Genomic DNA, 26,943 nt, shown 5'->3' with positions numbered 1-26,943 from the left:
GGCATGGGTAGGGCGGGCGTCATGAAAGGCTTCCAATCGGGGCGGAAAATCGGGCGGAGCGCAGCATTTTGCGCAAGGCGCGGGGCAGGGGCAGCCGGTCGAGCAGGTCTTCGGGCATCACCAGCAGAGCCGCCAGCGTGGAGATCAGCCCCACCGCCGCGGCCAGCGCGATCTGGCTGGAAAGGCTCTGGACCGGGCCAAGCGTCAGCCATGCCTCAAGGCCAAGCATAGCCGCCATGGTGCTCAGCATCAGCCGCAGGCGGGGAAATCCGGTGTCGGCAAACCAGGAGAGCAGCACCCCATCCACCACCATGCGGACGAAGAAGGCCCAGGCCCCGCCCGCCAGCCCAAAGCTTTTGAGCGACCAGTAAAGTCCGGCAATATAGGGCAGCAGTTCGGCGGCCATGATCTTGGTGACCAGATCGGGGCGACCGCCCGCCTGAAGCCGGGTGAAGGGGATCTGGAGGAAGGTGTTGAGCCAATAGGCCAGCATGAAGATGCGGGCCAGCGGCGCTGCCTGCGCGCCGATGCTTTGGCCCAGCCACAGCCGCATCAGCGGGTCCATCAGCACCAGCCCCACCGCCATGGCGGGCGTGACCAGCGTATAGAGCAGATCCGCGCCATAGGTGGCCAGCTTGACCGCCTCCTCGCGCCCTTCGGTGGCAAAGCGGGGAAACAGGGCGCTGGCGACCGATCCGGCAACGCCCGTGACGCGCTTTACCGCCTCGCTGGGCACATTGTAGATGGTGACCGCCACCGGGCCGAGGATCGAGCCGATAAGGAACCGGTCGGTGAAGGCCAGAAATGGAATGGTCATGGACGAGAGCGTCATCCAGCTGCCGTAACGCAGCAGGCGCAGCAGTTGCGCACGGTCCCAGGCCACCGGCTCGTCCAGTGCGAATTCATGGCGGCATGCGCGCCACAGCGAAACGACCGCAAACCCGCGCGCCAGCAGCGAGGCCGTCACCAGCATCCGCAGATCCACCCCCAACCGCCACGCCACCAGCAAGGGCAGGATCTGGAACAGTGTGGTCGATGTGGCCGAAATGCGGTTGGTCAGCAGGAATTTTTCCCGCCCCATCAACGCCCCGCTCAGCACGCCCAGCGTGGTGGCGATGGGCAGGGCGAGGGCAACCAGCGGGGTGGCCGAGACCGCCTCGGCGCGCAGGTCGGGGGCCAGCGAGACCACCCGCGAAAAGATGATATAGGCCGCAATCCACAGGATCAGGCAGCCCACCACGCCAATCGCCAGATTGGTGATGAGCGCGGTGTGAAAGGCCTTGGCGCGCTCGGCGCGGGGGGCATCGCGCAATTCGGCGATGCGCTGGGTGGTGGCGCGGCCAAGGCCCAGATCAAACAGGCCGAAATAGCCCAGGATCAGCCAGACCAGCGAGAGCACCCCATAACGAGCCGCCCCGATCAGATGGATATAGGCGGGCACCGTGGCCAGCCCCAGCACCGTGGGAATAATGAAACCCACGAGATTATAGGCAGTGTTCTTGCCGATGCTCATACAGCGTGTCCGTTGGAGGCAAGGGCGAGGGAAAGCCCCTTTGCGAAAGTGTCGGCGATGGCGGCGCGGGTGAAACGGGCGGCCTCGCCCGCCTCCTGCCATCGTGCCAGCGCGGTTTTGAGGGCGGCTTCGTCCCGCACCAGCCGGGCCAGCCCTTCGGCAATCGAGGCGCTGCTTTGCGGATCGACCGGGATGGCAAAGGACTGGTCGTCGAAATAGCCGTCGATGGCGCGGCCCTGCGGATAGACGACCGGCAGCCCGGCCATCATCGCCTCGATAAAGACCATGCCGAAACTTTCGCGCAGGCTGGGCAAGGCAAGGCCGATGGCGGCATTGAAGCTTTGGGCAATCGCGGCATTGGCCACCGGCCCGCGCAGGGCGATGCCATGGCGCGCGCCGACAAGATGGTCCACACGCGCCCGGTCGCGATCATTGCCGCCGCCCAGAATATGCAGTTCGACATCGCGGTGATCTGCGCGCAGGGCTTGATGCGCCTCGATAAGGCGGGCCAGATTTTTGCGCCGGGCATTGCGCAGGTGAAAGGCCGTGACAATGCCATCGCCGCCCATGCGCGGTGCGATCCTGCGGTCGGCGGCAAGCGGACAGGGCAGCATCAGGGACGCCCCCGTCCGCGCCCCCAGCCGCGCCTCCACCGCCCGCAGCGACCATGGCGCCAGCGAGAATACCACGCCTGCGCCATGAAACACGCGGGCAAAGGCAGAGCGCAGATCGGGGCGGGCGGCCAAAATCTTGGTGTCGGTATCGCCCTGAATGGTCAGCGCATAGGGGATGCCCAGCCGCTCTGCGAGGCGGGCGGCAAGCAGACCCTCGACCGTCAGCTTGTGCCCGACGATCAGCGCCGGGCGCGGCCCGCGCAAGATGCGTTCATGCAGGGCATCGGCCACGCGGCGCAGCATCGTATGATGCCAAAGCCCGCGCCCCGGAGCGCGATAGGCCAATGTGGTCAGCCCGCCTTTGGCTTCGGCGCTGTTGGGCTTGGCCTCGACCAGCGGACTGCGCCCAAGCAGCGCGGCCAGCGTACCCATCGGGCCGGGGGCGATGCGGTTGAGCGAGATGACCTGCTGGTCGAAGCGATCCTGAACCAGTTCGACCAGCGTCTGGATGGCGCGGGTCTTGGTGGCGTCGATCAGGTCGGGAAAGTCGGCGGACAGGTGAAGAATGGGGCCTTGCATGGGTCTGTTCATCGCGCGTGGGAAAAGAGGCGCAGGCCGGGCGCGGCGATCGGGCCTTCGCCTCCGGCCAGCGTCAGCCATGGCGCGCGGCAGGCGGCGGTGATGGTGATAACCTGACGGGCCAGAAGGGGCTGGGCAGGCACGGGGTTCGGACCGGGGCCGCACGAGAGGCCCCAGCGCCAGCCCTGCTCCGCATCGCCCGGCGCCCCGGCGGTCAGCAGATAGGATCCCGGCGTCGGCGGCAGGCGCCGCACCGCCATTCCCACGCCTTCCGATCCGGGCGAGAGCAGGCCATCGGACAGGGCCATGTCGGGCGCGATGGTCCAATCAAAAGCGGTGGGATAAAGCCGTGCCTGCGCGCCGGGCCAGTCGAGGCGAAAGGGCGCGGAAGCTGCTCCACCGGCCTGTTGCCACAGATCATAGGCCTCATCCAACCGACCTTTGGCCAGCAATTGGGCGACAAGCGGCGTCCATGTCTCGCGGCCCGGCCGGGTCGCGGCCAGCAATTGGCTCTGGATGGCGGGCGAGAGCGCGGCGCCATGCCGACGCAGCCATGCCGCCGCCCACGGTTCGCCCTGGCGCAGCAGGGCCAGCAGCGCCGGCCGGCAGGCGGGCAGGGCGGCCGCGCGCGTCATGGCCGGGGCCAGCGTGTCGAACCCCACGCCCTGACGCATCAGCGCCGAGGCGTAGGACAGCGCGGCCGGGCAGTCGCCATGACGCACGGCCATCGAATAGAGCCTGCGCTGGGTTTCGGCATCGCGCCAGCCCAGCCTTGCGCTGAGCGCCAGCAGCCTGTCGCCCTGCGGCCCGGTTGCGTTGAGCGCGACGCGGGTCACGGCGGGCTGCACAATCGTGCTTTCCCGCAAGGCCCGTTGCGACAATGCGACCGAGAGATCGCGTGCATCGGCCGACCGCGCCGCAATCGCCGCCCCCATCGGCACCGCGCCCGCTGCATCGACCAGCTTTACACTGATCAAGGCATTGGCCAGCGACACGCTCAGCACCGCGGCCAGAGCCGGGATGCCGACCGCGCCAGCCAGCAATCGGCGGCGGAGCATAGAGGGCGGCGTTGCGTTCATCAGGCCGTTTCGCCTTCGGGCAGGGCGCGCTCATAGCGATAGTTGTAGTAGTAGTAATAACCCGTGCTCTGGCCATAGCCGGATTCGACCGGATTGAATTTGGTGAGCACTGCGCCCAGCACATGGGCGCCATTGTCGCGCAGGCGGCGCAGGGCGATTTTTGCCTGACCATTATGCGCGCGGCCCGCCTCCGCGATAAAGATCACCGCGTCCATATGGCGCGCCAGCAGCGGCGCGTCGGCCAGACCCATGACCGGCGGAGCATCGACGATCACCACGTCGAACATTTCCTTGAGACGGTTGAGGAAGGGCGCGATCACATCCGAGGACAGCAGATGCGCCGGATTGGCCGGACGCGCGCCGAGCGGCATGAAGTAGAGGTCCTTGACCTCGCTTTCATGGATGGTCTCGGCCAGCGGCTTTTGATGCACGATGGCGTCGGTCAGACCGCTCAGATTGCGGGCATGTTTGAGCAGGCGATGCTGCGAAGGCGCGCGCGTATCGGCATCGACCAGCAGCACCCGGCGACCGGCGCGGGCAAAATCCTGCGCCAGAGCATAGGCGGTGGTCGATTTGCCCTCTGCGGGCGAGCTGGAGGTGATAAGAATAAGCTTCTTAACATCGCCGCCCGAGGCATAGTCGATCGTGCTGCGCACCGAATAATAGGCTTCGGCAAGGCCCGATTTCCCATCGTTCAGGCTGTCGAGCACGTTGGTGATCGTGGCGGGAACCACGCCCAGCAGCGGCAGGCGCAGCTTGTCCTCGACATCTTCGGGGCGTTGCAGCGTTTCATCAAACAGCTCGCGCATCAGCGCTGTGGCAACCGCCAGCGTCACACCCGCGATCAGGCCGATCAGCAGATTGCGCCACAGGATCGGCGAGACCGGATCATCGGGTACGCGGGCCTTGTCGATGACGGCGATATTGTTGGTATCGACATCGGCGGCCGATTCGATCTGGTTGAGCCGCGTCAGCAGGTCGCCCAACTGGCGGCGCAAGGTGTCGGCATCGCGCACGATCAGGTTAAGCTGGACGCGCCGTTCCTGTTCGCCCAGCGACTGGGCCGAGAGGTCGGTGCGGCTTTTGGCCAGTTCCTGTTCTTTGTGCAGTGCGCCCAGATATTCGGCGCGGATAGAGGCGCGGATGTTCTGGCCGACCGTGGCGATCTGGCTCTCGATGGAGGCAAGCTGGGCCGCCGCTTCCTGCACTTCGGGGCGGTTGGCGGCATAGCGCTTGCGCAATTGCGCCAGTTGCGATGCGGTGACGGCGCGGCTTTGCAGCAGGCCCTGAATGCTCGGACTGTTGCGCCCTTCGGGCAGATCAAGCGGCGAGGCGGACTGGGCCACGCGCCAGCGGCCCTCGGCCGCGATGCGTTCGGCCTGCGCGGCGGCATAGGCGTCATTGATGGCGACCAGATTGGCCGTCACGATCGAGCGGCCGTTGCCGGTATCCTTCGACCCGCCGTTCCCCTTGCCTTCATCGGCGCCCGATGCGGCATCGCCAATGTCGATCAGGTGAAACTGGCGCGCATAATCGATGGCCTTCTGTTCGGCCGCGCGCAATTCCTGCTGGGTCTGCGTCACCTGATTTTTCAGGATCTTGCGGGCATAGGCGTTCATTTCATAACGCTGCAGCACATTCTGGCCGATATATTTGTCGGCATAGGTATTGGCCACTTGCGCGGCAAATTCCGGACTGCGGCTGCGAAAGGAAATGGTGGCCACGCGATTGTCGGTCGGCGTGGCCATCTTGACCGTTTGCTGAAGCAGGGTGATGACCTGTTCGCGCCGGGCGGCATCGGCATCCTTCTTGCTCAAGCCATCGCTTTTGAACTTCTTGCCCATGCTCAGGATAAAGCGGTCATCGCGGGCCAGCGCCATTTCATCGGCCACCTGCGTTGCCAGCGAGCGGCTGGTCACGATGCTGGCCTGCGTGGCCAGATAGCGCCCGGTGTCGCTGGTGGTCACGGTGGGGTCCAGATCCTGACCTTCCAGGATCTTGGCGCGCTCATTGTCGATTTTGACCGAGACTGTGCCTTCATAGATCGAGGGCATCATCCATGTGACGCCCAGTGCCAGCACCGGACCTGCCACGATCATCGGAAAGATCAGCTTGCGCTGACGATACAGCATCGCCCGGATTTCGGACATGGTGATGCCATTGTTTTCAAACGGTTCGGCCGACGAGAAATTCGGCAGGAAGCGGTCGATCAGACTGTTTGTAAGCGAGGGTTCTTGGGCATTGGCCATGATGGGAATTCCTGTACCCGGTCAGAAACGGGTGAAGACGTTGAAGACGGGGGCGGATTGGAGGAAGTCCTGCCAGGCTTGGGTCAGGCCCGAGTAGCCGACCTCTATCCGGTCGCCGGGCATCAGGCGCGGATTGGACATGCGCCCGGCCCGAACCAGTTTGAAATCGAACACGGCAACGCTGCGGACATCGCCTTCGGTGCGGAAAATGGCCACGCGGTCCAGCTTGGCCACGCGTTGCGGGCCATGGGCCAGCGCGATGGCGTCGATCAGCGTGGCGCCGACCGGATATTGATAGATGCCGGGCTCGGTCACCGCGCCTTCCACCGTCACCCGGCGCGAGGCGCGCTCGACGATGTTGATCGAGACCTGCGGCTGGTTGATGTAATTGGCGGACAGGCTGGCGGCGATCTGGCGGGCCAGTTCGTCGGGCGTGTGGCCGGTGGCCTTGATGCGGCCGACGCCCGGCATCGAGAAGGTGCCGTTGGCATCGATCATCACGCTGGCCGCGCTCAGATCCGGCTCACGCGCGACCACAATGGCAATCTTGTCATCGGGGCCCAAAGTTCCAGGATCGGCCGCGGGCAGCGGCATTTCCAGCGGCGCTGTCTGGCGCAGCGCCGCCTGCGGCGGATCGGTCAGTTTGTACCTTGGACCGGCCATGCATCCGGCCAGCAGGGGCAATGCGGTGCCAAGCAGCGCCAAGGATCGCAATGTCGCTAAATGTTTCAAGGTATACGACCTCTTTTCAGGAACCGTGTTGTTCACGTTGACGGTTGGGGGTGGTGCGGTTGGCGGCCAGCGCCCAGCACAGCAGCGCGAGTGCGCCGATGGCATGGGTGCGGGCCGGGTAATCGACGAAAGAATGCAGCGCGATCAGCGCCGGGGGCACGAAGGTGAGGATCACCTCCATGCGTTGCCGACCGCCGCGCGCGGTTTGGTTATTGCGCCATGCCGCCGCCAGCGTCAGCCACAGCGCGCCCGCCACAAAGACCAGCCCGGGCAGGCCCGCCTCCAGCGCGACATCAAGGTAATCATTGTGCGCGTGGTTGAGATAACGCTGCGAAACGCTGATCAGCGGCTCGTGGATGGCAAAAGCGTCGACAAAGGTGCCGATGCCCGATCCCACCGGCCAGAATGCGGCGGCGGCATGGGAAACATCGCGCCAGAAGGTCCAGCGCTGATCCTGCTCCATCGCGCCGCGCAGAAAGGGCGAGGCGAGGCGTTCGACGCCATTGGTGGTCATGATCCAGATGCACAGCACGATCAGACCCATCGGCAGCAGGCTGCGCATGATCCACTGCGCCCCGGCGCGGGCCGACTGGCGCTGCCATGCCATGCTGGTCAGCGCCAGCGAGAGCACCAGCAGGACCACGCCTGCGCGCGATCCGGTGATCAGGCCGAGCGCCGTGACCAGGCCTGCGGCCACCAGCAGCACGGTGTCCTTGCTTTGCCCCATCAGCCGGGCGCGGGCCGTTGGCGGGTCCAACCGGCCCAGCCACAAGGCCAGCATGGGCAGCATACAGGCGAGAAAGGCGGCCTGATGATTGTGATTGGCGAAAAAGCCGATGGGGAAATCGTAATCTCCCAAAGGATAGAGCCGCAGCCAGCCCCTCTGGCCCAGCGCGAGCTGGGCAAAGGCCACCACGCCCGAGGCGATAAAGGCAATCGGCAGCGCATCGAGCAGCGCGGAAATCCGCTCGCGCGGCGCGGTGCGCACGGCAAGGTAGATGCTGAAAGGCGGCAGCAGCGCCACCAGAGCGCCCAGCGTGGCGCCGGGATCCAGCGTCAACGGGCGCCAGCGTTCGCCCGGAGGCAGCGCATCGTCTATATCGCGCGCCACATCGCGCCCCGGCAAGGCATGCCACAGCGCGGGCGGCAGTGGCAAAACCTGCAGTACAATCAGCCCCAGCACCGCGATGAGAAAACGGTCCATCCCCACCATCGGCCGCGACAGAATGCTGCCGGGCGACCCCAAAGCGCAGATGATCACCACACAGGCGGTCAATTGCGCCAAAAGGCCGGGAAGCGGCATCGTCCAGTTGCCGCCGCCCATCAGGATGATGGTGAGCAGCGCCAGCGTCCAGCAACGGCGGGGCCAAGGGGTGTTTGCGGGCACAATCACGCAATCAGGTAGAGGAGTCGGAGAGCGGCCGGGCCGCCGGGCGGGCGATGGCGCGCGCACCGGCCCGGCCCTTGCCCAGCGCATGCCAATAGGCCGCGATCAGCGGGGCCTTTTGGCGGTCCCAGGAAAATTCCGCCTCGACGCGGGCGCGGCCATAGCGGCCCATCTGTTCGCGCAATTCGGGATTGTCGATCAGTTGGAGGATCTTTTCTGCCATGTCGATTGCGTCATTGGGGCGGGCGTAAAGCGATGCCTCACCGGCCGAAAACCGCCCTTCCTTGACGTCGAACTGAACCTGCGCCTTGCTGAAGGCCATGTATTCCAGGACCTTGTTCATGGTGGACTGGTCGTTCATCGGGTTCACCCGGTCCGGGTTCACACAGACATCGGCGGTGGAGAGCACGCCAAAGAGCACGTCATCAGGCGCGCGCCCGGTGAAATGGACATAATCGCCAAGGCCCATATCCTGCGCCATGGCCTGCAAGGATTTCAGGCTGGAGCCGCCGCCGACAAGGCAGAAGCCGATATCCCGACGCCCGCGCTCCAGCACGATATGGCGTGCGGCTTCCAGCAGCAGGTCGATACCTTCCTGCTCGCCCATCACGCCGACATAGCCGATCAGATGCTTGCGACCCTGCTTGAGGCTTTCGACCGGCGGGCGCGGCTTCAACCGGGCAAGGTTGGGGCCGGAGCGCACCACAAAGATGTCGCCCTCGTTCACGCCCCCGCGCCGCATGGCGATCGAGCGATAGGAATTGTTGGTCGAAATCACCACATCGGCAAAGCGGAAGTTGAGCTTTTCGGCCCAGCTGATCAGCTTCCAGCCGAAACCGCGCTTGCCGAATTTGGCCTCATACAGTTCGGGATTGATGTCGTGATGGTCAAAGATATAGCGCCGCCCCAGCCAGCGGAACTGAAGCGCGATGACAAAGCCCAGATCGGGCGGATTGCACACCTGAAGCACATCAAAGCCGCGCCCGAAAAAGATCCGCCAGGCCAGCAGCGTCTGCCAGAACAGGGCGATGCCATATTCCAGCAGATAGCCCGGCGCGCTGGCCGCATCGCGATAGAGCGGGTGGCGATGGATATGGATGCCGTCGCGCAATTCATAGCGCGCCTCATAACCGGGCGCCGTGGGGCAGATGATCGACACCGTGGCCCCGGCTTCCTGCAGCGTGGTGGCCTCCTGCCACACCCGCCGGTCAAAGGGGACCGGCAGGTTTTCAACGATGATCAGCAGGCGTTTGCCCTGCAACTCGCGGCTTTCGGAACCAATGTCGGGCATGAGGCGGCGCTCCCTTAGATCTTGCTGAGATCGACGACCGGGCGGTTGGCAAGGTCGAGCTTCTTGCCCGTGCCGTTGCACATCACGATGCGGTCAAAGGCGGTGGCATTGGCCTGCTCGGCGCTGAGCAGCAGGCGTTCGATCTGGGGGATGCGGGCATAGATGTAGCCCAGATTGGCGCCCACCAGCTTGCCCCCGTCGATGGCGGGGTCAAAGATTGACAGGTCATAGCCCGCGCTCAGCAACATGCGGGCAAGATCGACATTGGGGCTTTCGCGCAGGTCGTCGGTTTCCGCCTTGAAGGCCAGGCCGGCGAGCAGGATCTTCGCGCCCGGCTCCAGCCCTTCGCTGGCGCGGGCAAACATGCGGTGCTTGTGCGCGTCGTTCGAGCGCAGCAGCGAGTCGACCAGATGGGTGTTGGCCCCGCATTCCGCCGCGATCCGCTGAAGCGCGCGCACGTCTTTGGGCAGGCACGAGCCGCCGAAAGGGCTGCCCGGGCGCAGATAGTGCTTGGAAATGTTCAGCTTGGTGTCGGAAACGAAGATGTCATAGACATCGCTGGCGTTGATCCCCAGCCCGAGGCAGACCCGGCCGATCTCGTTGCCAAAGGCCACCTTGACCGCGTGCCAGGTGTTGTCGACAAATTTGGTCGCCTCGGCCTCGCGGAAGCGGACATAGAAGCGCGGCGCCTCGATCGCGGCATAGAGCGCGTCCATCGTTGCCGAAGGCTTGCCGTCGGCGGTGCCGATAACGATCTTGGGCGGGGCGAAATAGTCGTAAACCGCCGTCGCCTCGCGCAGGAATTCGGGGTTATAGACCAGCTCGATCAGGCGGTCGGTGTCGGCCCCATGGCGCGCGGCAAAGATCGGGTGGACCAGATCGTCCATCGTGCCGGGGCGGATGGTCGAGCGGAACACCACCGTCAGCGGCGTTTCGCGCGCGGTGTCCACCGCCGCTGCAATCTGGCGCGAGACATCGGCAATATAGCGCATGTCATGGCTGCCGTCCGGGCCGCTGGGCGTGCCGACGCAGACCAGCGCCAGATCGGTGTCCTTGAGCGCTTCGGCCACATTGGTGGTGGCCGTGATCAGCCCGTCGGCGAGCCCTTGTGCCAGCATCTCATCGACCTTGGGCTCGGTGATGGGCGAGCGACCGTCGAGAATGGCCGCGATTTTGGCATCGCTGACATCGACGCCCACGACATGATGGCCTTCGCTGGCGATGCAGCAGGCGGCGGTGAAACCAACATAACCCAGACCGAAGATGGCGATTTTCACAGGATGGTGACCTTACGATGATGGAGTGGGCGTGTGCGGCGCGCGCAGACAGGGGCTTTGTGCCCATCTGCGCGCCGCGATTTTTTTAAGGAGGGAGGACCGGGGCCCTCAGCCGGCGGCGGCTTCTTCCTGCGCCAGTTGGCGCAGATAGCGGCCGTATTCGGATTTGCCCTGAAGCCGGGCGCCTGCATCCAGGCCCTCGGCATCGATCCAGCCCTGACGGAAGGCGATTTCTTCGGGGCAGCCGACCTGCATGCCCTGACGCTCGCACAGGGTGCGCACGAAATTGCCCGCGTCCAGCAGCGAGCCGTGCGTGCCGGTATCGAGCCAGGCGAAGCCGCGCCCCATCAGCTCGACGCTGAGCGTGCCGTCGGCCAGATAGCTTTCGAGCAGCGTGGTGATCTCCAGCTCTCCGCGCGGCGAGGGCGCCACCTGACGCGCGCGCGCCGGGGCCTCGCCGTCCAGCACATAGAGGCCGGTGACGGCGTAGGAGGAAGGCGGCGTCTCTGGCTTTTCGATGATCTGATTGACCGTGCCGTCGCCGTCAAAGCCGACCACGCCGTAGCGATGCGGATCGGCCACGTGATAGCCGAAAACCGTGCCGCCCGCGGGCTTTTCGTCGGCCGCGCGCAGCATGTCGGGCAGGCCGTGGCCAAAGAAGATATTGTCGCCCAGCACCATGATGGAAGGCGCGCCGTCGAGGAAATCCTCGGCCAGAATATAGGCTTGCGCCAGCCCATCGGGCGAGGGCTGGACGATATATTCGAGCCGCATGCCCCATTGCGATCCATCGCCCAGCAGGCGGCGGAACTGGTCCTGATCGGCAGGCGTGGTGATGATCGCCACTTCGCGCACGCCCGCCAGCATCAGCACCGAGAGCGGGTAGTAGATCATCGGCTTGTCATAGATCGGCATAAGCTGTTTCGAGACAGCCAGCGTCAGCGGATAAAGCCTTGTGCCGGAGCCTCCGGCCAGAATGATGCCTTTGCGTTGGGTCATCGCGGTTCCCTTGCGGCAAGTGGAGAGGGGAAAGATCAGGCCTTGGTGCCCAGACGCTGGCCCACGCCGTGGCGCTGTTGCAGCGGGCGCCACCAGGCCTCATTGTCGAGATACCATTGCACCGTACGCTCCAGCCCCTCGCTGACCGTGACCGAGGGGCTCCAGCCCAGCTCTTCGCGGATGCGGGCCGGGTCGATGGCATAGCGCGCATCATGGCCGGGGCGGTCGGTGACAAAGCGGATCTGGTCGGCATAGGAGCCGGCAGGGAGCGGGCGCTTGGCATCGAGGATCGCGCAGATTTCCTGCACCAGTTCCAGATTGCTGCGCTCGTTCTCGCCGCCGATATTATAGCTGCGCCCGACCTGGCCATCGGCCAGCACCAGCAGCAGCGCGCGGGCGTGATCCTCGACATAGAGCCAGTCGCGCACATTGCTGCCGTCGCCATAGACCGGGATGTCATGGCCCGCGATGGCATTGAGAATGACCACCGGGATCAGCTTTTCGGGGAAATGATAAGGCCCGTAATTGTTCGAACAATTGGTCAGCAGCACCGGCAGCCCGTAGGTTTCGTGCCATGCCCGCGCGAGATGGTCCGAGGACGCCTTGCTGGCCGAATAGGGCGAGCGCGGGTCATAGGGCGTGGTCTCGGTAAATTTGCCTTCCTTGCCCAGCGAGCCGAAGACCTCGTCGGTCGAAACATGCAGGAAGCGGAAGCTTTCCGGCCGCCCGCGCGAGACCCAGTAATGGCGCGCGGCGTTGAGCAGGTTGAACGTGCCCACGATATTGGTGGTGATGAAATCGCCCGGCCCGTCGATCGAGCGGTCAACATGGCTTTCGGCGGCCAGATGCAGCACCGCATCGGGCTCTTCGGTTTCAAACACCCGCGCCAGCGCTTCGGGATCGCGGATGTCGACATGGGCGAAGCTGTAAAGCGGGCTGTCGGCCACAGGGGCGACATTCTCGGGGCATGCCGCATAGGTCAGCGCATCGAGGTTCACGACCTTGGCCCCGCGCGAGACGGCAAGCCGGACCACGGCCGATCCGATGAAACCGGCCCCGCCGGTGACAAGAAGTTTCATGATGTTACGCGGCCTCATAGACAAAGGGGCTGTCGAATTGATCAAAGGGCGTGGCCGCCGCATCCTTGTCGGAGAGCAGCGGGGCGGGCAGGCCATCAAGCGGCCATTCGATGTCGCAAGTGTCCCAGCGCACGGCGCCGTCGCAGTCGGGCGCATAGTAATCCGAGCATTTGTAAAGCAGCTCGCAATCGGCCTCGAGCGTCATGAACCCATGCAGGAACCCGGCGGGAATGAAGAGCTGAAGCCCGTTTTCGGCGCTCAGTTCGACCGCGAGCGAGCGGCCATAGGTGGGCGAACCGCGGCGGATATCGACCGCCACATCCAGCACGCGCCCCCGCCCGCAGCGCACCAGTTTGGCCTGCGCATGGGGCGGACGCTGATAATGCAGGCCGCGCACAGTGCCCGGTTGGGCGGAGTAGGAATGGTTGTCCTGAACAAAGGGCACATCGATGCCAGCCTGCTGCAGGCTGCGCAGGTTCCAGGTTTCGGTGAAGTGGCCGCGCGCATCATGGTGGCGGCGCGGCGCCACGATCACGACGCCCTCGATCGGCGTGTCGGTCAGGAATTGGGCTACGGGGATCATGGCGCGCTCTATCTGTTGCAACAGGTGGATGGGCCGGCGCATGAAGCGGGCAAAGCTACCGCACTGCGTGGGAATCGCTCCACGCAGGGCCGTGTTGCCGAACCTCGCGCGCTGGATCAGGCGGCGGTGTCGATGCAGGTTTTGGGCATGACCACCGCAACCTGAGTGTTGAGCCAGCTCAACAGAACGCGAATGCGATCCTGCGAGAGCATGTCCTCGAATGTGGCCGGGATGCCCGCAAAGGCCCCGGTGGTGACGTTGACGGGATCGCCGGGGCGAAGGCGGCATTCGGGCACGTAATGGGCACCCTGGGGAAAGCGTTGAAACAATTCATCCATCACCGCCGGCGGAACCGCAGAGGGCAGCGCCCCGCGCGGGCCCACGACATAGCGAATGCCGAATGTGCCGTTGATCGATTGCCAGCGGATCCGATGCGGATTGAGCCCGACGAAAATATAGCCGGGAAACAGCGGACTGACGCTTGCAGCGCCTTTGGGCGAGCGAACGCGGTGCAGCAGGGGAAAGAAGGTGGCAAAACCCTGATTGTGCAGGTTCGCAAGCGCAAAACGCTCCTTGCGCGGCACGGCGGCGGCCACATACCAGTCGATCAGGCCGCCCGGAGCATGTGCTGCAGATGCAGCAGCGGAGCGCCGCTCCATACCGGAAGCGGTAGGTGCAAGGCATTCCGAATTTCCGGGGAGAGGCCGTTTTATGGTCATGGCCTATGTCTAACTACGTAACTGGCGTTGGCTCAATAACCTCTAAAGCTGCTGTTTTGCGCTGTCAGATTATGAAGTAAGCCAGAAGTTTAGGTGATTCCGTCATCGGGTTATCACTATAATTTTGTTGCACCGCATCATACCTATTCGCTCTTCGTTTTACCGATGCGGAAAAATTCGACTCATGAATTTTACCCCCTGCGCGGTTTTCTTGGCTTTCCATCATTGTGCGGGTGCGAATGAATCGGGCGTGGTGCTGGTTAGAGCCAACGGTTGCAGCATACGAAGATGGGCGGCCTGCGCTCATGAATAATGACTACGTATTATTACATGATGGCTTTTACAGCAGGTCTTTGTCCAATGGCTTAGGCCAAGATTACTCTGCTCTATATGTCGAATTGGAGGAATAGGACTAAAAAGTTCAGACAGCCAACAATATAGAGATTCTGGCATGAACAAACCATCCGCCATTTCCAAGATGGACAGCGAGGTATCTTGTTTCGATCCAGAGGCCTATGGCGTCATGGCAAGCTCGGTGCCGGGCCTTGGTTTGTCCGATATTGTCTTTCGCGTTATATCTCTTCAGGACAACGGCCGTGACGAGCGGCTGGAATGGTTGAAGCAAGGTATCAGCCAGTGGCAAGACTATGCCTATCGCGAGGGCGAAACCAATTTCCTCTCGGTTGTTGAGCGCGATTACGACGTCATGATCGTTGCGGGCAATGATGTTCAACGCATGAAGCGCATCATTACCCGAAACCGCGTGGCGCTTCATCGCAAGCTCAAGATTTGCGTGATGAATCAAAGTCTGCCTGCGGACAGGGCCCAGTTGCTGATGGCCGGATTTGACGATGTGATCGACACGGGACGCATCGCCTGGCCTGAATTTGCCGCGCGGATGTGTTCGATGCATTTGCGGATGATGATTTCCATCGGGCGATATGATGCCAAGGAATTGGAAATCATCCAGTTGAGCCAGATCTGCAATCCGCGCCGCCTGACGAGGCGCGAGCAGGATTTGTTGCTCGGCCTGATGCAGGCGCGCGACATGACCGCTTCGACGATGGCTTTACGCTGCAGCATCAGTCTGGCCCATTCCATGGTCAGCGAGCTGCACCTGCGCGTGCTGATCTCGCAATTGCGGCGCAAACTGTTTGATCATGTCGAGATCAACAATGTTCGCGGCGCCGGTTACCAGTTGGTGATCCACCCCCGGTTGGCCAGCGCCGCTGAATAAAGCCGCTTGTGGTTAATGGTTTGGAGCGAAGGCGGCATGTTGTAAGCTGGGTCGAAAATCCCTCGACCCAGCTTACAACATGCTGTTTTCATAAGGCGATGTCTTTTTCTCGCCGACCATCGTGATCATGCGGACAAGCGCTGCCGAAGACGATGCGCCCACTTTGTTCATAATGCGGTAACGATGAATTTTAACCGTATTCTCGCTTCTCTCCATCATCGCCGCGATTTGCTTGGTCAAATAGCCACGCGCGATCAGGTTGGCGACCTTGCGCTCCGTCGGCGTCAGGCGAGCCAGCACTTCCTCGATCTTGCCCGAATTGGAGATTTCGCAATAGCGCATCCGAGACCGCGAAATCGCCGAAATGACGGCCGAGCTCAATTCGGCTTCCTTGGCGGGTTTTAACAGGAAATTGTGCGCGCCAAGGCGCATGCATTCCACAGCAGTTGCCACATCGGCGGTGGCCGAGAGGAACACGGTCGGCGCGATGCAATGCACCGAGCGCAGCCAATTGTGCAGCGAGGGACCGTCAAACTGGGGAATGCGCACATCCAGGATCACGCATCCCACGATCATCGCGGGCGCGGCCTTTTGAAATTCAAACGGATTGTCAAAGCAGGCCACCGGCGTCCCGATCCAGGCAAGCATCTCGCTTGCTTCTTTCAGAAAGCCTTTGTCACCGTCGACAATGTAGATCTTTTCATTGGGGCTGTGGCAAATCGGATGCCGCGGCACCGGCAGGTCGATATCGGTTCCGCGAGGTAAAGACTGGCAGGGCCGGTTTATGGCGTTGATCCCGCAACGGGTCGCCATCGGCCCAGATTTGAGACTCGTGTCATTCATCTTGTAAATGTCCCAGATTTGCGGGTCATCGGTTTGGCTTGAAAGTTTAAGCAACCTTCCCGGAAGCCACAGTAGGCTCAACCGAGGTGACGATCAACGCTTACATAGGGAGTACAACGTATAACATTACACTTATTATAAAGGAAATTTAATTATGGTTAATTAGATGTTACTAATTTTAAGGATGATTTAGAAAGGGCTTATTCTGAAAAAATGAAAATATATTTGAGATATTGGAGGTTATTAAAACGCATTGACTCTATAAACCCTCCGAATGTGTCGAAAATTTTTCAGTAAAATTAATAACAGCATATTAAAATGTCTAAAATCAAAGCATTATCCTCCTTCCCTATACATGCTGGTAATGCCTGGTCGCGCTCGGAGCGCCAAAGAATAGGGATTGTGTTAACTAAATGCGTTGACATTGCGCAGCGCGTTACGCTCCCGACGCGCTGTTGCGGCCCGGCGAAAGTCAAGTCCTGAAATTGCGCCATTTTACGCAGCCCGCCTCACGCGAAGCGGTCAATCGGGGGCGCTCCTTCCCTTTGATTCGACGCCAATTTGCCGGTTGAACATGGATGAGACCTTAATATCCGCGCTGGCCGGCAAAAGGGGGCAGCCGGAGCATGTGATCCGGGGGGCAACGCCCGGCTGCCTATGCAAGAATTCGTATGGCATTCCCGGAACCAAATTAGCTCTGGCTGAAGAACGCTGCCTTATGCGATGGCCTCATCCGAAGGAAAGCATGCGGACGTGATCCTATTCCCATGCAGAGGATGATGCGATGATCCTGCTTAGTGACGAACAACTGGATGTGCTTGTTCCTGAGGGGGGCATGATGCGGATGCATATGTTCCGTCCGGCCGCTGCAGGGCGCTTTCCCGGTATCCTGCTGTTTTCCGAGATCTATCAGGTTACCGCGCCCATCCGCAGGCTGGCGGCGATTTTGGCCGGGCATGGCTATGTCGTGGCCGTGCCCGAAGTCTATCATGAGTTCGAGCCGGCCGGCACGGTTCTGGCCTATGACCCGGCCGGCACGGATCGCGGCAATGAGCTGAAATATCTCAAACCGCTGGCCGGTTATGATGCCGACGCCAAGGCTGGGCTCGATGCCCTTGTCGATCATCCCGCCTGCGACGGGCGCGTGGCGACCTTTGGCGTATGCCTCGGGGGGCATCTGGCCTATCGCGCCGCGCTCGATCCGCGTGTGTCGACGGCGGCATGCTTTTATCCCACCGACATTCATTCCGGCAGTCTGGGCCTTGGCCGCGCGGATGACAGCCTTGCCCGCATGGCCGAACTAAAGGCTGAGACCATGTTCGTATGGGGGCGTCAGGACCCCCATGTCCCCTATGCGGGGCGCATGGCTATCCGCGACAGGCTTGAGGCGGTGGGCGCGACCTATGAATGGCACGAGGTCAACGCCCAGCACGCCTTTTTGCGCGACGAAGGCCCGCGCTATGATCCGGCGCTGTTTTTTCAGGGGCTTGGTTGGACGCTGGCGCTTTACCAGCGGGCCTTTGCGCAGGGGTAATCAAGGGGGGCGAGGCGGGCCGCCCACCCATGATCCCAGCCATCAGATGGAACCGAGCGCCCGATACAGGCCGATCATCCCCAGCAGCGCCCCTGCCCGCGTGGAAAGCAGGGTCTGGCGCGCAGAATAGGCGCTGCGCTGGGCGTCGAGCAATTCGAGGCGACTGTCCACCCCCGCCTGATAGCGCAGTTTTGAAAGGTTGACGCGCCGGTCGGCGGCCTGCGCGGCGGCATCCTGCGCCTTCAATTGCGGGCCATAGGTCTGCTGGGCCGAAATGCCGTCGGCCACCTCGGCAAAGGCGGTCTGGATCGCCTTTTCATAGGTGGCCACCGCTATTTCCTGCTGCGCCTTGGCTTGCCGTAAATTGCCGCGCAGCCCGCCATTGGGAAACAGCGGCAGGGAGACCGCGGGCGCATAGTTCCAAGCCTTGTTTGCGCCCGAAAACAGACCCGACAGGCCCGGAGAAACCGCGCCCAGCGCGCCCGTCAACGAGAGGCGGGGGAAGAAGGCGGCGCGCGCGGCATTCACATCGGCTTGCGCCGCGCGCAGATTATACTCCGCCTGCATAATGTCGGGCCGCCGCGTCAACAGGTCCGAGGGCAGGCCCGTGCCCAGATGATCCGGCATCGAGGCCAGCATGAGCCCGATGGGCGCAGGCAGATCGGCGGGCAAAGGCGCGCCCACCGCCAGCGACAGGGCATGGGTGGCCACCTCGCGCTCGCGCTGGCGCTGGGCAAGGTCCGCTTCGGCCTGCCGCACCAGCCCTTCGGCCTGCGCCAGATCGCTGCCGCTGGCCTGTCCCGCATCATGCAGGCGCCGCGTCAGGTCGAGCGACACACGCCAGTCGGCCAGCGTCGAGGAGGTCAGTTGCCATTGCTCCTGCGCCAGCCTTTCGGCCACATAGGCCTGCGCCACCGCGCCCACCACCGTCAGCTCGCTGGCCCGCCGCCCGGCCTCGCTGGCCAGATAGCGGTCGAAGGCGGCGCGACTCTGCGCGCGAAGGCGACCAAACAGATCGATCTCGAAACTGGTCAGCGCGATCTGGCCGCTGAACTGGTCATAGCGAAAGCCGCCAAAGCCGCCGCCTGCGGTCTGGGCGCTGGTAAAGCCGCCCTGCGCCTCAAACGTCGGCAATTGCGCCCCGCGCGTAACGGAAAGCGCCCCGCGCGCGGCCTGCGCATTCAACACCGCAATCCGCAAATCGCGGTTCTCATTCAATGCCAGCGCGATCAGCCTTTGCAGCCGCGCATCGGCAAAGAACTCGCGCCATGTCAGCGGCGTGAGCTTTTCGGTCACCGCATATTGGGCCGGGACAGGGGCCTTGGGCAGAGGCGCGTTTTCCGCCGCGCAGCCACCCAAAACCAACGCCAACATCAGAACCTTACGCATCGGCCTGCTCCTGCTTCGTCTTTTTCCTGCGCAAGCCGCCAAAGCCCAAACGCTCACTCAGCCCCATGGCCACCACAAAGAACACCGGCACAAAGAACACCGCCAGGACTGTTCCCGAAATCATGCCGCCAAACACGCCCGTGCCGATGGCCGACTGTGTTTCCGCGCTGGCCCCGGAGGACAGCATCAGCGGCACCACGCCCAGCGTAAAGGCCAGCGAGGTCATCACGATGGGCCGCAGACGGACTCGCGCCGCCGCCATCGCGCTTTCCACCAGACCCATGCCGGATTCGCGGTAATGGCGGGCAAATTCGACGATCAGGATCGCATTCTTGGCCGACAGACCGATGATGGTGATCAGGCCCACCTTGAAGAACACGTCATTGGCCATGCCACGGATCGACACCGCCGTCACCGCGCCGATCAGCCCCAGCGGCACCACCAGCATCACCGCCAGCGGCACGGCGAAACTGTCATACATCGCCGCCAGCACCAGAAACACCGCCAGCATTGAGAGCGCCAGCAGCATCGGGGCCTGCGCGCCCGATTGCTGTTCCTGATAGGACAGGCCAGTCCATTCGATGGCGAAACCGGGCGGCAATTGCTTGGCCAGAGCCGCCATCTCGGCCATGGCATCACCGCTCGACACACCCGGCGCGGCCATGCCCGACAGGCGCAGCGCCGGATAGCCATTATAGCGCACCAGTTGCAGCGGGGTCTGCTCCCAATCGGCCCTGACCACTTCGGACAGGGGAACCATCGAGCCTGCATTGTTGCGCAGGTTCAAGCGCATCATGTCGGGCAGGTTCATGCGATAGGCCGCATCGGCCTGCACGATCACCTGCTGCATACGACCCGCATTGGGATAATCGCCGACATAGGCCGAACCCATCGCCGCCGAGAGCGTATCGCTGATCCGGTTGAAGGGCACGCCCAGCGCCTCGGCCTTTTGCCGGTCGATGGACAGGTGGATGCTGGTGCCGGCCGGCAGACCGTCGGGATAGACGCCGACCACCTTCTTGCTTTGCCCGGCAAGGCCCAGCAATTGGTATTGCGCGGCCACCAGCGCATCATGCCCGCGCCCGGCGCGATCCTCCAGCCGCATGGCAAAGCCCGAGGAATTGCCCAGTTCATCAATCGCGGGGGGCACAAGGCTCATGATGATGCCTTCCTTGATGGTGCTCATCGCGGCCATCGTACGGGCTACCTCATCCTTGACCGTTGCCCCGCCGCGCTCGCCCCAGTCTTTAAGGACCGTAAACACAATCGCCGCATTGGGCCCCGCGCCCGAAAAGCCAAAGCCCAGGATCGCCTCATTGCCCTTGGTGGATGGCCGCGTGGCGGTGTGGCGCTCCAGCACCTGCACAGCCTCGCGGGTGCGCTCGGCGGTGGCGTCGGCGGGCAATTGAAAGGCGGTCATGTAATAGCCCTGATCTTCTTCGGGCATGAAGGCGGTGGGCAGGCGCCAGAAGGCAAAGCCCAGCAGCGCCACCACCACGCCCAGCGCGACCATCGCCCGCCCGCCGCGCCGGATAACCCGCGCGACCCACCCGGCATAGCCATCGGTCATCCGCTCAAACATCCGGTCAAACGCGGCAAAGAAGCGCGGTTTTTGCACATGGCCCTTGATGGGCTTGAGCACTGTGGCGCACAGGGCAGGCGTGAGCGAAAGGGCCAGCACCGCCGAAATGAGGATGCTGATCGCCATCGACATGGCAAACTGGCGATAGATCACGCCCACAGAGCCGCTGGCAAAGGCCATCGGGATGAACACCGAAACCAGCACCAGCGTGATGCCGATCACGGCCCCGGTAATCTCGCGCATCGCCTTTTTGGTGGCCTCGAAGGGGGAGAGGCCTTCCTCGGCCATGATGCGTTCGACATTTTCCACCACGACGATGGCATCGTCCACGATGATGCCGATGGCCAGCACCATGCCGAACATGGTCAGCACATTGAGCGAATAGCCCGCCAGCGACATCACCGCAATCGTGCCCAGCAGCGCGATGGGCGCAACCACGGCGGGCACCAGCGTATAGCGCATGTTCTGCAAAAACAGATACATGACGAGAAACACCAGCACCATGGCCTCAACCAATGTGTGCAGCACCTTTTCGATGGAGACGCGCACGAAAGGCGCGGTGTCAAAAGGCACCGTCCATTCCATGCCGCCCGGCATCGCCCGGCCGATTTCGGCCATGCGCGCGCGCACCGCGTCCGAAACCTGCACCGCATTGGCCCCCGGCGCCAATTGCACCGCCGCCGAGGCTCCCGCGCGGCCGTTCTCGCGGGTGGACATCATGTAATTCTGCTGGCCGACCTCGACCCGGGCCACATCGCCCAGCGTCACCGTGCCGCCATTGGTGTTGGCTTTCAGCACGATCTGTTCAAATTCCTGCGGGCTGGTCAATTGTCCGCTGGCAGTCAGCGGCACCAGCACGCGCTGGCCCGCCACCGCCGGTTCCGCGCCCAGCGTGCCCGGTGCGATCTGGATATTCTGGGCGGCAATGGCCCCCGTCACATCGGCCATGGCCAGATCATAGGCGATTAGTTTCGCCGGATCGACCCAAACCCGCATCGCCTTTTCGGCCGAGAAACTCTGCACGCGGCCAACGCCGGGAATGCGTTTCAATTCATTGACGATATTGCGGGCCAGATAGTCGCCCAGCGCTGCCTCGTCATAGCGCCCGTCGGGCGAATTGAGCCCCACCAGCAGCAGAAAGCCGCTGTTGGCCACCTCGACCGCCAGACCATATTGGCGCACCGTCTGGGGCAGGCGCGGCTCGATCAGTTTCAAGCGGTTCTGTACATCCACCAGCGCCAGTTCGGGGTTCGTGCCGGGCTGAAACGTCGCGGTGATCGTGGCCGAGCCCGAAGTATCGGTGCTGGACTCGAAATAGAGCAGGCGTTTGGTGCCCGACAATTCGCGCTCGATCAATTCGACCACGCCGTCATTCATGGTCTGGGGCGTGGCGCCGGGATAGGTGGCGGTGATCGTCACCGATGGCGGGGCGACCGAGGGAAAACGCGCCACCGGCACCGTGGGCAGCGCGATCAGCCCGGCCAGCGCGATGGCAATCGCCACGACCCAGGCAAAGACCGGCCGCTGGATGAAAAACTGGGGGATCATTGTTCGCGCTCCCTCAGCGATTGGCCGGCTGGCGCCAGGGCAGCGCCTTGACCGGCGCGCCGGGCAGCACGCGGTCCATGCCGACCACGACCACCTTCTCGCCCGCCTTCAGCCCTTTAAGGATGATGGTTGTGCCATCGACCACATCGCCCGCCTCGATCTGGCGCTCCTCGATGGCGCGGCCGTTCCAGACATGGAGGACCGCGCGGCCCGCCGCATCATGGCCCACCGCCTGTTGCGGCACGATGATCGCATGGGGCATGCGCAGACGCGGCAGGCGCGCCCGCACGAACATACCCGGCAGCAGGCGATTGCCCGGATTGTCGACCAGCACGCGCACCACCGCATTGCCGGTGCCCGGATCGACCGTGACATCGGAAAACAGCAGGCGGCCCTTGACCGGATGCGGCTGGCCAGAGGCGGTGATGATTTCGACCGGGGCCGCACCCGCGCCCGCCCCCTCGGCCACCGCCGCGCGCAGGGCGTCGAGGCGGGCGGCGGGCTGGCGCACGTCGACGTAAACCTTGTCTATCTGCTGCACCGTCGCCATCGGATTGGCGTCGGTGGTGGCCACCAGCGCGCCTTCGGTAACAGTGGCCGCGCCGATCTGGCCCGCGATGGGCGAGGTGACGCGGGCAAAGCCCAGATCGAGCCGCCGCCGGTCGAGCGCGGCGCGCGCCTGCGCCACATCTGCGGCGGCCTGATCGCGGGCGACGGTGGCATCGTCAAAGGTCTGGCGGCTGATCGCGTCCACGCCCACCAGCGGCTTCAACCGATCCGCCTGCGTCTTTGCGCGGGCAAAGGTGGCCTGCGCGCGGGCAAGCGTGGCCGAGGCGCTGGCCGCATCGGCGCGGAAAGGGGCAGGGTTGATCTGGAACAGCGGCTGGCCCGCGCCCACCATCGCGCCCTCGGTGAACAGGCGGCGCTGGACGATGCCGCCCACCTGCGGCCGGATCTCGGCGGTGCGGAAGGCCACCACGCGGCCCGGCAGTTCGTCGGCCAGCGAGATGGCGCGATCCTGTGCGGGGGTAATCAGCACTTCGACGGGCGGAGGCGCGGCAGGCGCGCCATCGCCGCCGCATGCGGCCAGCAGGAGGGTGGAAAGGGGGAGGGCAAACCGGAAGTGATCGTATCGCATAATGGCCCCATGCACCCTTAGCATTGCCTTTATGTGGAGGTTTTGTGGAGATTGTGTGGAGCCATCTGGCCGCATACCAATGGGCGGTGATATAGGCTTGGCATGACAGCGCTTGCCCTGATTGCCGAAGACGATGGCGATATTGCCGACATTCTGCGCGCCTATCTGGAGCGTGAGGGGTTTCGCACGGTGCATGCCGGAGACGGCCGCGTGGCGCTTGATCTGCACCGGGCATTGCGGCCCGATATCGTGCTGCTTGATGTGGGGATGCCGCATATCGACGGCTGGGAAGTGCTGGCCCAGATCCGGCGCGAGGCCGAAACGCCGGTGATCATGATCACCGCGCTGGACCAGGATATCGACAAATTGCAGGCTCTGCGCATCGGCGCGGATGATTATGTGGTCAAACCCTTCAACCCGGTCGAGGTGGTGGCGCGGCTGCGCGCGATCCTGCGGCGGACGGGCGGCGCGGGCGGCGGGGCGGTGCTGCGCGTGGGGCCGGTGGAAATCGACACCGAGAGCCATATCGCCCGCGTCGAGGGGCGAGAAATTCCCCTGACGCTGACCGAATTTCGCCTGTTGGTGCATATGGCGCGCAGCCCGCACCGGGTGTTTTCGCGCGGTGATCTGGTCGATGCCTGCCTGCCCGGATCGGAAGCCTTGGACCGCACGGTGGACAGCCATATCAGCAAATTGCGCCGCAAGCTGGAGGAAGCCGGTGTTTCAGGCATGCCCGCAGGCGTGCGCGGGGTCGGCTATCGGTTGGGCAGCGGGGCATGAAGGTGAAATTCGACATCTCGCGCCATCTGACGCTGGCCATGGCGACGGTGGCGATTGCCACGGTGCTGTTCGCCTTCATCGTCTTTTACCTCGTTTATACGATTGCGGTCTGGTGCGCGCCCAAACTGTTTCCTCCCGATTTTTCGGCGGTGCCAAATGGTTGGGATCTGGTCATCATGGGGGTGGTGACCTGCATGGGCATCGGGCTGGGCGCGTGGATCGCGGCGGGCATGGCGCGCCATATCGTCGGGCCGATGCATGCGGTGGGCCGCGCCGCGCGGGCGATTGCCGATGGCGATCTTTCGGCCCGCGCCGCGTCCGACATCGACGCGCCGGGCGAGACGGCCAAGCTGGTTGAGGATTTCAACGCGATGGCCGGGCGGCTGGAAAAGGCGGCCCATGATGCGATCAGCTGGAACGCCCAGATTGCCCATGAATTGCGCACGCCGCTCACCATCCTGAAAGGGCGGCTGCAAGGCGTATCGGACGGTGTGTTCGTGATGGACGACATGCTGTTGCGGGGGCTGTTGACACAGGTGGACGGGCTGGCGCGACTGGTCGAGGATCTGCGCTGCGTCAGCCTGGCCGACATCGGACGATTGGAATTGCAGGTGGGCGAGGTGGATTTGTGCGCCGGGCTTGAGGAATGGGCAGCAATGATGGCGCCCACGGTGGAGCGGGCGGGCTTCAGCCTGAGCGTGGAATGCGCCGCGATTCCGGCGCGGGTGGATATGGCCCGGCTGCGTCAGGCTTTGCTGGCGCTGCTGGACAATGCGCTCCATTATGCCACCCCATGCGCCCTGCGGCTGGTGGTGCGCCATGACGACGGGCGTGTTGCGATCCATCTGATCGACCGGGGGCCGGGCGTGCCGCAGGATCAGCGCGCCAATCTGTTCAGCGTTTTTACCCGCGGTTCGGCGGCGCGCGAATCCCGCCGCACCGGATCGGGCCTCGGCCTTGCCGTGGTGCAGGCGATTGCCCAGGCGCATGGCGGCGCGGCGCGGTATGAGTGGCAGGACGGGCATTCGCATTTCATCGTCACCCTGAAAGCCTGAAAACGCCTGCTCGATTTCCCGGGGCGAAATAATTTCCCTCTGGCGCGAAGGATTTTGCGCGCCCATGTCTCTTATGCGGACAAAGGGGGAAAACCCCGGCCAAAGGGGGAGGGTGTGACGCAGGGCGAGGTGATCAACGCATTGGCGCGCAGGCGCATGCTGGCCGCATGGATGGCGCGCGAAATCGTGCCGCATGAGGCCGGTATGCGCGCCTGGCTGGCCCGTGCGCGGGTGTCGGCAGAGGATATTGATGAGCTTATGCAGGAAGCCTATTGCCAGATCGTTTCCTTGCCCAGCGTGGACCATATCACCGCGCCGCGCGCCTATTTCATGGCCAGTTTGCGCCACATGATGCTGCGCCGGATCAAGCGGGCGCAGGTGGTCGCGCTCGACGCCATCGGCGAGATCGAGAACTGGCGCGATGAAATGTCGGTTTCGCCAGAAGATGAGGCGGGCAGCCGGATCACATGCCAGCGGGTGATGGCGATCATTGCCGGATTGCCCGAGCGATGCCGCCGCGTGGTCGAATTGCGCAAGATCGAGGGTTGGTCGCAAAAGGATATCGCGGCCCATCTGGGGATGAGCGAGAAGGCGGTGGAAAAGCAGGTCTGGGTGGGCGTGCGCGCCATCCGCGCCGCATGGGCCAATGCCGAGGCGCAGAGCGCGCAGCGCATGGATCAGGCCGAACGCAGCGCGGGAGGCGGGCGATGAAACCGGCCACCGAGCACGACCGCGATATGGCCGCCCGTTTTGTCGCGCGCATGGATGGCGAGAACTGGAGCGAGGCCGATGAGGCCGAGTTGCAGCTCTGGCTGGACGGCGGGGCGGGGCGCGAGGGGCTGCTGCTTCAGGTCCATGCGGCATGGGTGGCGGCCACCCCGGCGGCTCAGGAGGAGGTTTCGGAAGAAGCCCCTGCGGCCCCTGCTTTCTGGCGGCGGCGCGGGTTTCTGGGGGCGATGGCGGCCAGTGTTGCGGCGGTGGTGGGTGCGGGGCGCTGGCTGGATGCGCGCAGCAGTTTTGCCACGCGCGTGGGCGAGATCCGCCGCGTGCCTCTGGCCGACGGCAGCGTGATGACGATCAATTCGGGCTCGGAACTGACCGTGCGCATGGCGCGCAGCAGCCGCGAGATCGAGATCGCGCAGGGCGAGGCATGGTTCGATGTGGCCAAGGACGCCGCTCGCCCCTTTACCGTGGCGGCGGGCAAGGTGCGCGCCCGCGCGGTGGGCACCGCCTTTTCGGTACGGCGGCGCGAGACCGGGGTTGAAGTGCTGGTGACCGAGGGCGTGGTGGAAAGCTGGTCTGAGGAGGATGAGAGCCTGCGCCTGCGCCTGGTCGCGGGCGAGCGAGCCTTGCTGAGCGATACGGCGGTGGTTCATCATGAAAGCGACCGGGCCTCGGCGGTGGACCGCTCGTTGGCATGGCGCAGCGGAATGATCGACCTCAACGGCACCAGCCTGAGCGAGGCGGCCGATGAGTTCAACCGCTATAACCAGCGCCAGATCATCATCGCCGACCCGGCGGTGGCCGATGAACAGTTTGATGGCCTGTTCCGCATCAATGACCCGCAAGGTTTTGCCGAAGCGGTCAAGACCAGTTTGAATGTGGGGATTGATGAGAGCGATCCACGCGTGATCCGATTGATGAAATCAAAATAATGAACGGAGAATGAATTTTCAGGCGAAGGATTTTTGTTCGCCATGTCTCTTTAAGGCTGCTGACAAAAGCAAGCCATACAG

At 63.7% G+C, this 26,943-nt stretch carries 22 protein-coding genes; 6 read left to right on the top strand and 16 right to left on the bottom strand.

From position 1 onward, the window contains the following. Window positions 1-19: 19 nt before the first annotated feature. The 12 genes from PQ467_RS22260 to nusG all read right to left on the bottom strand — a co-directional run bounded on the left by PQ467_RS22260 (window position 20) and on the right by nusG (window position 14,041). Window positions 20-1,513, bottom strand: coding sequence for a flippase (locus PQ467_RS22260; RefSeq protein WP_274176661.1), 1,494 nt, complete (start codon window positions 1,511-1,513; stop codon window positions 20-22). After that, entirely contained in the window at window positions 1,510-2,706 is a 1,197-nt protein-coding gene (locus tag PQ467_RS22255) for a glycosyltransferase (RefSeq protein WP_274176660.1), read from the bottom strand. The genes PQ467_RS22260 and PQ467_RS22255 overlap by 4 nt, the downstream gene beginning before the upstream one ends. Before the next feature lie 8 nt (window positions 2,707-2,714). After that, entirely contained in the window at window positions 2,715-3,785 is a 1,071-nt protein-coding gene (locus PQ467_RS22250; protein ID WP_274176659.1) for a hypothetical protein, read from the bottom strand. Then, the gene (locus PQ467_RS22245; RefSeq protein WP_274176658.1) at window positions 3,785-6,034 is read right to left on the bottom strand and encodes a GumC family protein; all 2,250 of its coding nucleotides are present in this window, start codon (window positions 6,032-6,034) and stop codon (window positions 3,785-3,787) included. The genes PQ467_RS22250 and PQ467_RS22245 overlap by 1 nt, the downstream gene beginning before the upstream one ends. Window positions 6,035-6,055: 21 nt before the next feature. Then, a complete protein-coding gene (locus tag PQ467_RS22240; RefSeq protein ID WP_274176657.1) occupies window positions 6,056-6,697 on the bottom strand; it encodes a polysaccharide biosynthesis/export family protein in 642 nt (213 codons plus the stop codon). A gap of 85 nt (window positions 6,698-6,782) precedes the next feature. Beyond that, on the bottom strand, window positions 6,783-8,153 hold the full coding sequence (locus PQ467_RS22235; RefSeq protein ID WP_274176656.1) for an O-antigen ligase family protein: 1,371 nt from the start codon (window positions 8,151-8,153) through the stop codon (window positions 6,783-6,785). A gap of 10 nt (window positions 8,154-8,163) precedes the next feature. Next, window positions 8,164-9,444: a glycosyltransferase family 4 protein gene (locus PQ467_RS22230; RefSeq protein ID WP_274176655.1), complete on the bottom strand. Its 1,281-nt coding sequence runs from the start codon at window positions 9,442-9,444 to the stop codon at window positions 8,164-8,166. A gap of 14 nt (window positions 9,445-9,458) precedes the next feature. Then, window positions 9,459-10,721 carry a nucleotide sugar dehydrogenase gene (locus PQ467_RS22225; protein WP_274176654.1) on the bottom strand — a complete coding sequence of 421 codons (1,263 nt, stop codon included), beginning with the start codon at window positions 10,719-10,721 and terminating at the stop codon, window positions 9,459-9,461. 108 nt (window positions 10,722-10,829) lie between these two features. Continuing rightward, window positions 10,830-11,720, bottom strand: a complete 891-nt coding sequence (gene rfbA / locus PQ467_RS22220; RefSeq protein WP_274176653.1) for a glucose-1-phosphate thymidylyltransferase RfbA — start codon at window positions 11,718-11,720, stop codon at window positions 10,830-10,832. Between the two features lie 35 nt (window positions 11,721-11,755). After that, the gene (rfbB, locus tag PQ467_RS22215) at window positions 11,756-12,799 is read right to left on the bottom strand and encodes a dTDP-glucose 4,6-dehydratase (protein ID WP_274176652.1); all 1,044 of its coding nucleotides are present in this window, start codon (window positions 12,797-12,799) and stop codon (window positions 11,756-11,758) included. Between the two features lie 4 nt (window positions 12,800-12,803). Then, on the bottom strand, window positions 12,804-13,382 hold the full coding sequence (gene rfbC, locus PQ467_RS22210; RefSeq protein WP_274176651.1) for a dTDP-4-dehydrorhamnose 3,5-epimerase: 579 nt from the start codon (window positions 13,380-13,382) through the stop codon (window positions 12,804-12,806). Window positions 13,383-13,498: 116 nt separating this feature from the next. Further along, window positions 13,499-14,041 (bottom strand): transcription termination/antitermination protein NusG, encoded by a 543-nt coding sequence (nusG, locus tag PQ467_RS22205; RefSeq protein WP_274176650.1) that lies wholly within the window; start codon window positions 14,039-14,041, stop codon window positions 13,499-13,501. A gap of 511 nt (window positions 14,042-14,552) precedes the next feature. Between nusG and PQ467_RS22200 the strand changes: the two genes are divergently transcribed. Continuing rightward, window positions 14,553-15,338: a winged helix-turn-helix domain-containing protein gene (locus PQ467_RS22200; protein WP_274176649.1), complete on the top strand. Its 786-nt coding sequence runs from the start codon at window positions 14,553-14,555 to the stop codon at window positions 15,336-15,338. A 72-nt stretch (window positions 15,339-15,410) separates the two neighbouring features. On the opposite strand, the gene PQ467_RS22195 is transcribed toward PQ467_RS22200, so the two are convergent. Then, complete coding sequence (locus PQ467_RS22195) at window positions 15,411-16,262, bottom strand: response regulator transcription factor (protein WP_274176648.1); 852 nt, start codon at window positions 16,260-16,262, stop codon at window positions 15,411-15,413. A gap of 703 nt (window positions 16,263-16,965) precedes the next feature. Here PQ467_RS22195 and PQ467_RS22190 point away from each other — a divergent pair. Continuing rightward, entirely contained in the window at window positions 16,966-17,715 is a 750-nt protein-coding gene (locus PQ467_RS22190) for a dienelactone hydrolase family protein (protein WP_274176647.1), read from the top strand. Between the two features lie 42 nt (window positions 17,716-17,757). Here the strand turns inward: PQ467_RS22190 and PQ467_RS22185 are convergent, their stop codons facing one another. Genes PQ467_RS22185 through PQ467_RS22175 form a run of 3 tightly spaced genes read right to left on the bottom strand, consistent with a single transcriptional unit; the run spans window position 17,758 to window position 23,372 of the window. After that, window positions 17,758-19,104, bottom strand: coding sequence for an efflux transporter outer membrane subunit (locus tag PQ467_RS22185; RefSeq protein ID WP_274176646.1), 1,347 nt, complete (start codon window positions 19,102-19,104; stop codon window positions 17,758-17,760). Continuing rightward, window positions 19,097-22,231 carry a multidrug efflux RND transporter permease subunit gene (locus PQ467_RS22180; RefSeq protein ID WP_274177287.1) on the bottom strand — a complete coding sequence of 1,045 codons (3,135 nt, stop codon included), beginning with the start codon at window positions 22,229-22,231 and terminating at the stop codon, window positions 19,097-19,099. The genes PQ467_RS22185 and PQ467_RS22180 overlap by 8 nt, the downstream gene beginning before the upstream one ends. 16 nt (window positions 22,232-22,247) lie before the next feature. Next, window positions 22,248-23,372: an efflux RND transporter periplasmic adaptor subunit gene (locus PQ467_RS22175; RefSeq protein ID WP_274176645.1), complete on the bottom strand. Its 1,125-nt coding sequence runs from the start codon at window positions 23,370-23,372 to the stop codon at window positions 22,248-22,250. 102 nt (window positions 23,373-23,474) lie between these two features. Here PQ467_RS22175 and PQ467_RS22170 point away from each other — a divergent pair, with 102 nt between their 5' ends. From PQ467_RS22170 to PQ467_RS22155, 4 genes are all read left to right on the top strand, one after another. After that, window positions 23,475-24,152 (top strand): response regulator, encoded by a 678-nt coding sequence (locus tag PQ467_RS22170; RefSeq protein ID WP_274176644.1) that lies wholly within the window; start codon window positions 23,475-23,477, stop codon window positions 24,150-24,152. Beyond that, on the top strand, window positions 24,149-25,207 hold the full coding sequence (locus PQ467_RS22165) for an ATP-binding protein (protein WP_274176643.1): 1,059 nt from the start codon (window positions 24,149-24,151) through the stop codon (window positions 25,205-25,207). The genes PQ467_RS22170 and PQ467_RS22165 overlap by 4 nt, the downstream gene beginning before the upstream one ends. A 114-nt stretch (window positions 25,208-25,321) precedes the next feature. Further along, window positions 25,322-25,918 carry an RNA polymerase sigma factor gene (locus PQ467_RS22160; RefSeq protein WP_274176642.1) on the top strand — a complete coding sequence of 199 codons (597 nt, stop codon included), beginning with the start codon at window positions 25,322-25,324 and terminating at the stop codon, window positions 25,916-25,918. Next, window positions 25,915-26,862 carry a FecR family protein gene (locus PQ467_RS22155; protein ID WP_274176641.1) on the top strand — a complete coding sequence of 316 codons (948 nt, stop codon included), beginning with the start codon at window positions 25,915-25,917 and terminating at the stop codon, window positions 26,860-26,862. Before PQ467_RS22160 ends, PQ467_RS22155 begins: the two co-directional genes overlap by 4 nt. The last annotated feature ends 81 nt before the right edge of the window (window positions 26,863-26,943 follow it).

This window comes from Novosphingobium sp. KACC 22771, from assembly GCF_028736195.1.
Lineage (GTDB): Bacteria > Pseudomonadota > Alphaproteobacteria > Sphingomonadales > Sphingomonadaceae > Novosphingobium.
Note: the sequence above shows the minus strand (reverse complement) of the source record. Positions and strands in the feature narration are given on the sequence as shown.

Excerpts from the sequence above, each read along its gene's own strand:
- PQ467_RS22260 (WP_274176661.1), bottom strand. The coding sequence starts at position 1,513 with ATGAGCATCGGCAAGAACACTGCCTATAATCTCGTGGGTTTCATTATT.
- PQ467_RS22255 (WP_274176660.1), bottom strand. The coding sequence starts at position 2,706 with ATGCAAGGCCCCATTCTTCACCTGTCCGCCGACTTTCCCGACCTGATC.
- PQ467_RS22250 (WP_274176659.1), bottom strand. The coding sequence starts at position 3,785 with ATGAACGCAACGCCGCCCTCTATGCTCCGCCGCCGATTGCTGGCTGGC.
- PQ467_RS22245 (WP_274176658.1), bottom strand. The coding sequence starts at position 6,034 with ATGGCCAATGCCCAAGAACCCTCGCTTACAAACAGTCTGATCGACCGC.
- PQ467_RS22240 (WP_274176657.1), bottom strand. The coding sequence starts at position 6,697 with ATGGCCGGTCCAAGGTACAAACTGACCGATCCGCCGCAGGCGGCGCTG.
- PQ467_RS22230 (WP_274176655.1), bottom strand. The coding sequence starts at position 9,444 with ATGCCCGACATTGGTTCCGAAAGCCGCGAGTTGCAGGGCAAACGCCTG.
- rfbA (WP_274176653.1), bottom strand. The coding sequence starts at position 11,720 with ATGACCCAACGCAAAGGCATCATTCTGGCCGGAGGCTCCGGCACAAGG.
- rfbB (WP_274176652.1), bottom strand. The coding sequence starts at position 12,799 with ATGAAACTTCTTGTCACCGGCGGGGCCGGTTTCATCGGATCGGCCGTG.
- rfbC (WP_274176651.1), bottom strand. The coding sequence starts at position 13,382 with ATGATCCCCGTAGCCCAATTCCTGACCGACACGCCGATCGAGGGCGTC.
- nusG (WP_274176650.1), bottom strand. The coding sequence starts at position 14,041 with ATGGAGCGGCGCTCCGCTGCTGCATCTGCAGCACATGCTCCGGGCGGC.
- PQ467_RS22200 (WP_274176649.1), top strand. The coding sequence starts at position 14,553 with ATGAACAAACCATCCGCCATTTCCAAGATGGACAGCGAGGTATCTTGT.
- PQ467_RS22190 (WP_274176647.1), top strand. The coding sequence starts at position 16,966 with ATGATCCTGCTTAGTGACGAACAACTGGATGTGCTTGTTCCTGAGGGG.
- PQ467_RS22185 (WP_274176646.1), bottom strand. The coding sequence starts at position 19,104 with ATGCGTAAGGTTCTGATGTTGGCGTTGGTTTTGGGTGGCTGCGCGGCG.
- PQ467_RS22175 (WP_274176645.1), bottom strand. The coding sequence starts at position 23,372 with ATGCGATACGATCACTTCCGGTTTGCCCTCCCCCTTTCCACCCTCCTG.
- PQ467_RS22170 (WP_274176644.1), top strand. The coding sequence starts at position 23,475 with ATGACAGCGCTTGCCCTGATTGCCGAAGACGATGGCGATATTGCCGAC.
- PQ467_RS22165 (WP_274176643.1), top strand. The coding sequence starts at position 24,149 with ATGAAGGTGAAATTCGACATCTCGCGCCATCTGACGCTGGCCATGGCG.
- PQ467_RS22155 (WP_274176641.1), top strand. The coding sequence starts at position 25,915 with ATGAAACCGGCCACCGAGCACGACCGCGATATGGCCGCCCGTTTTGTC.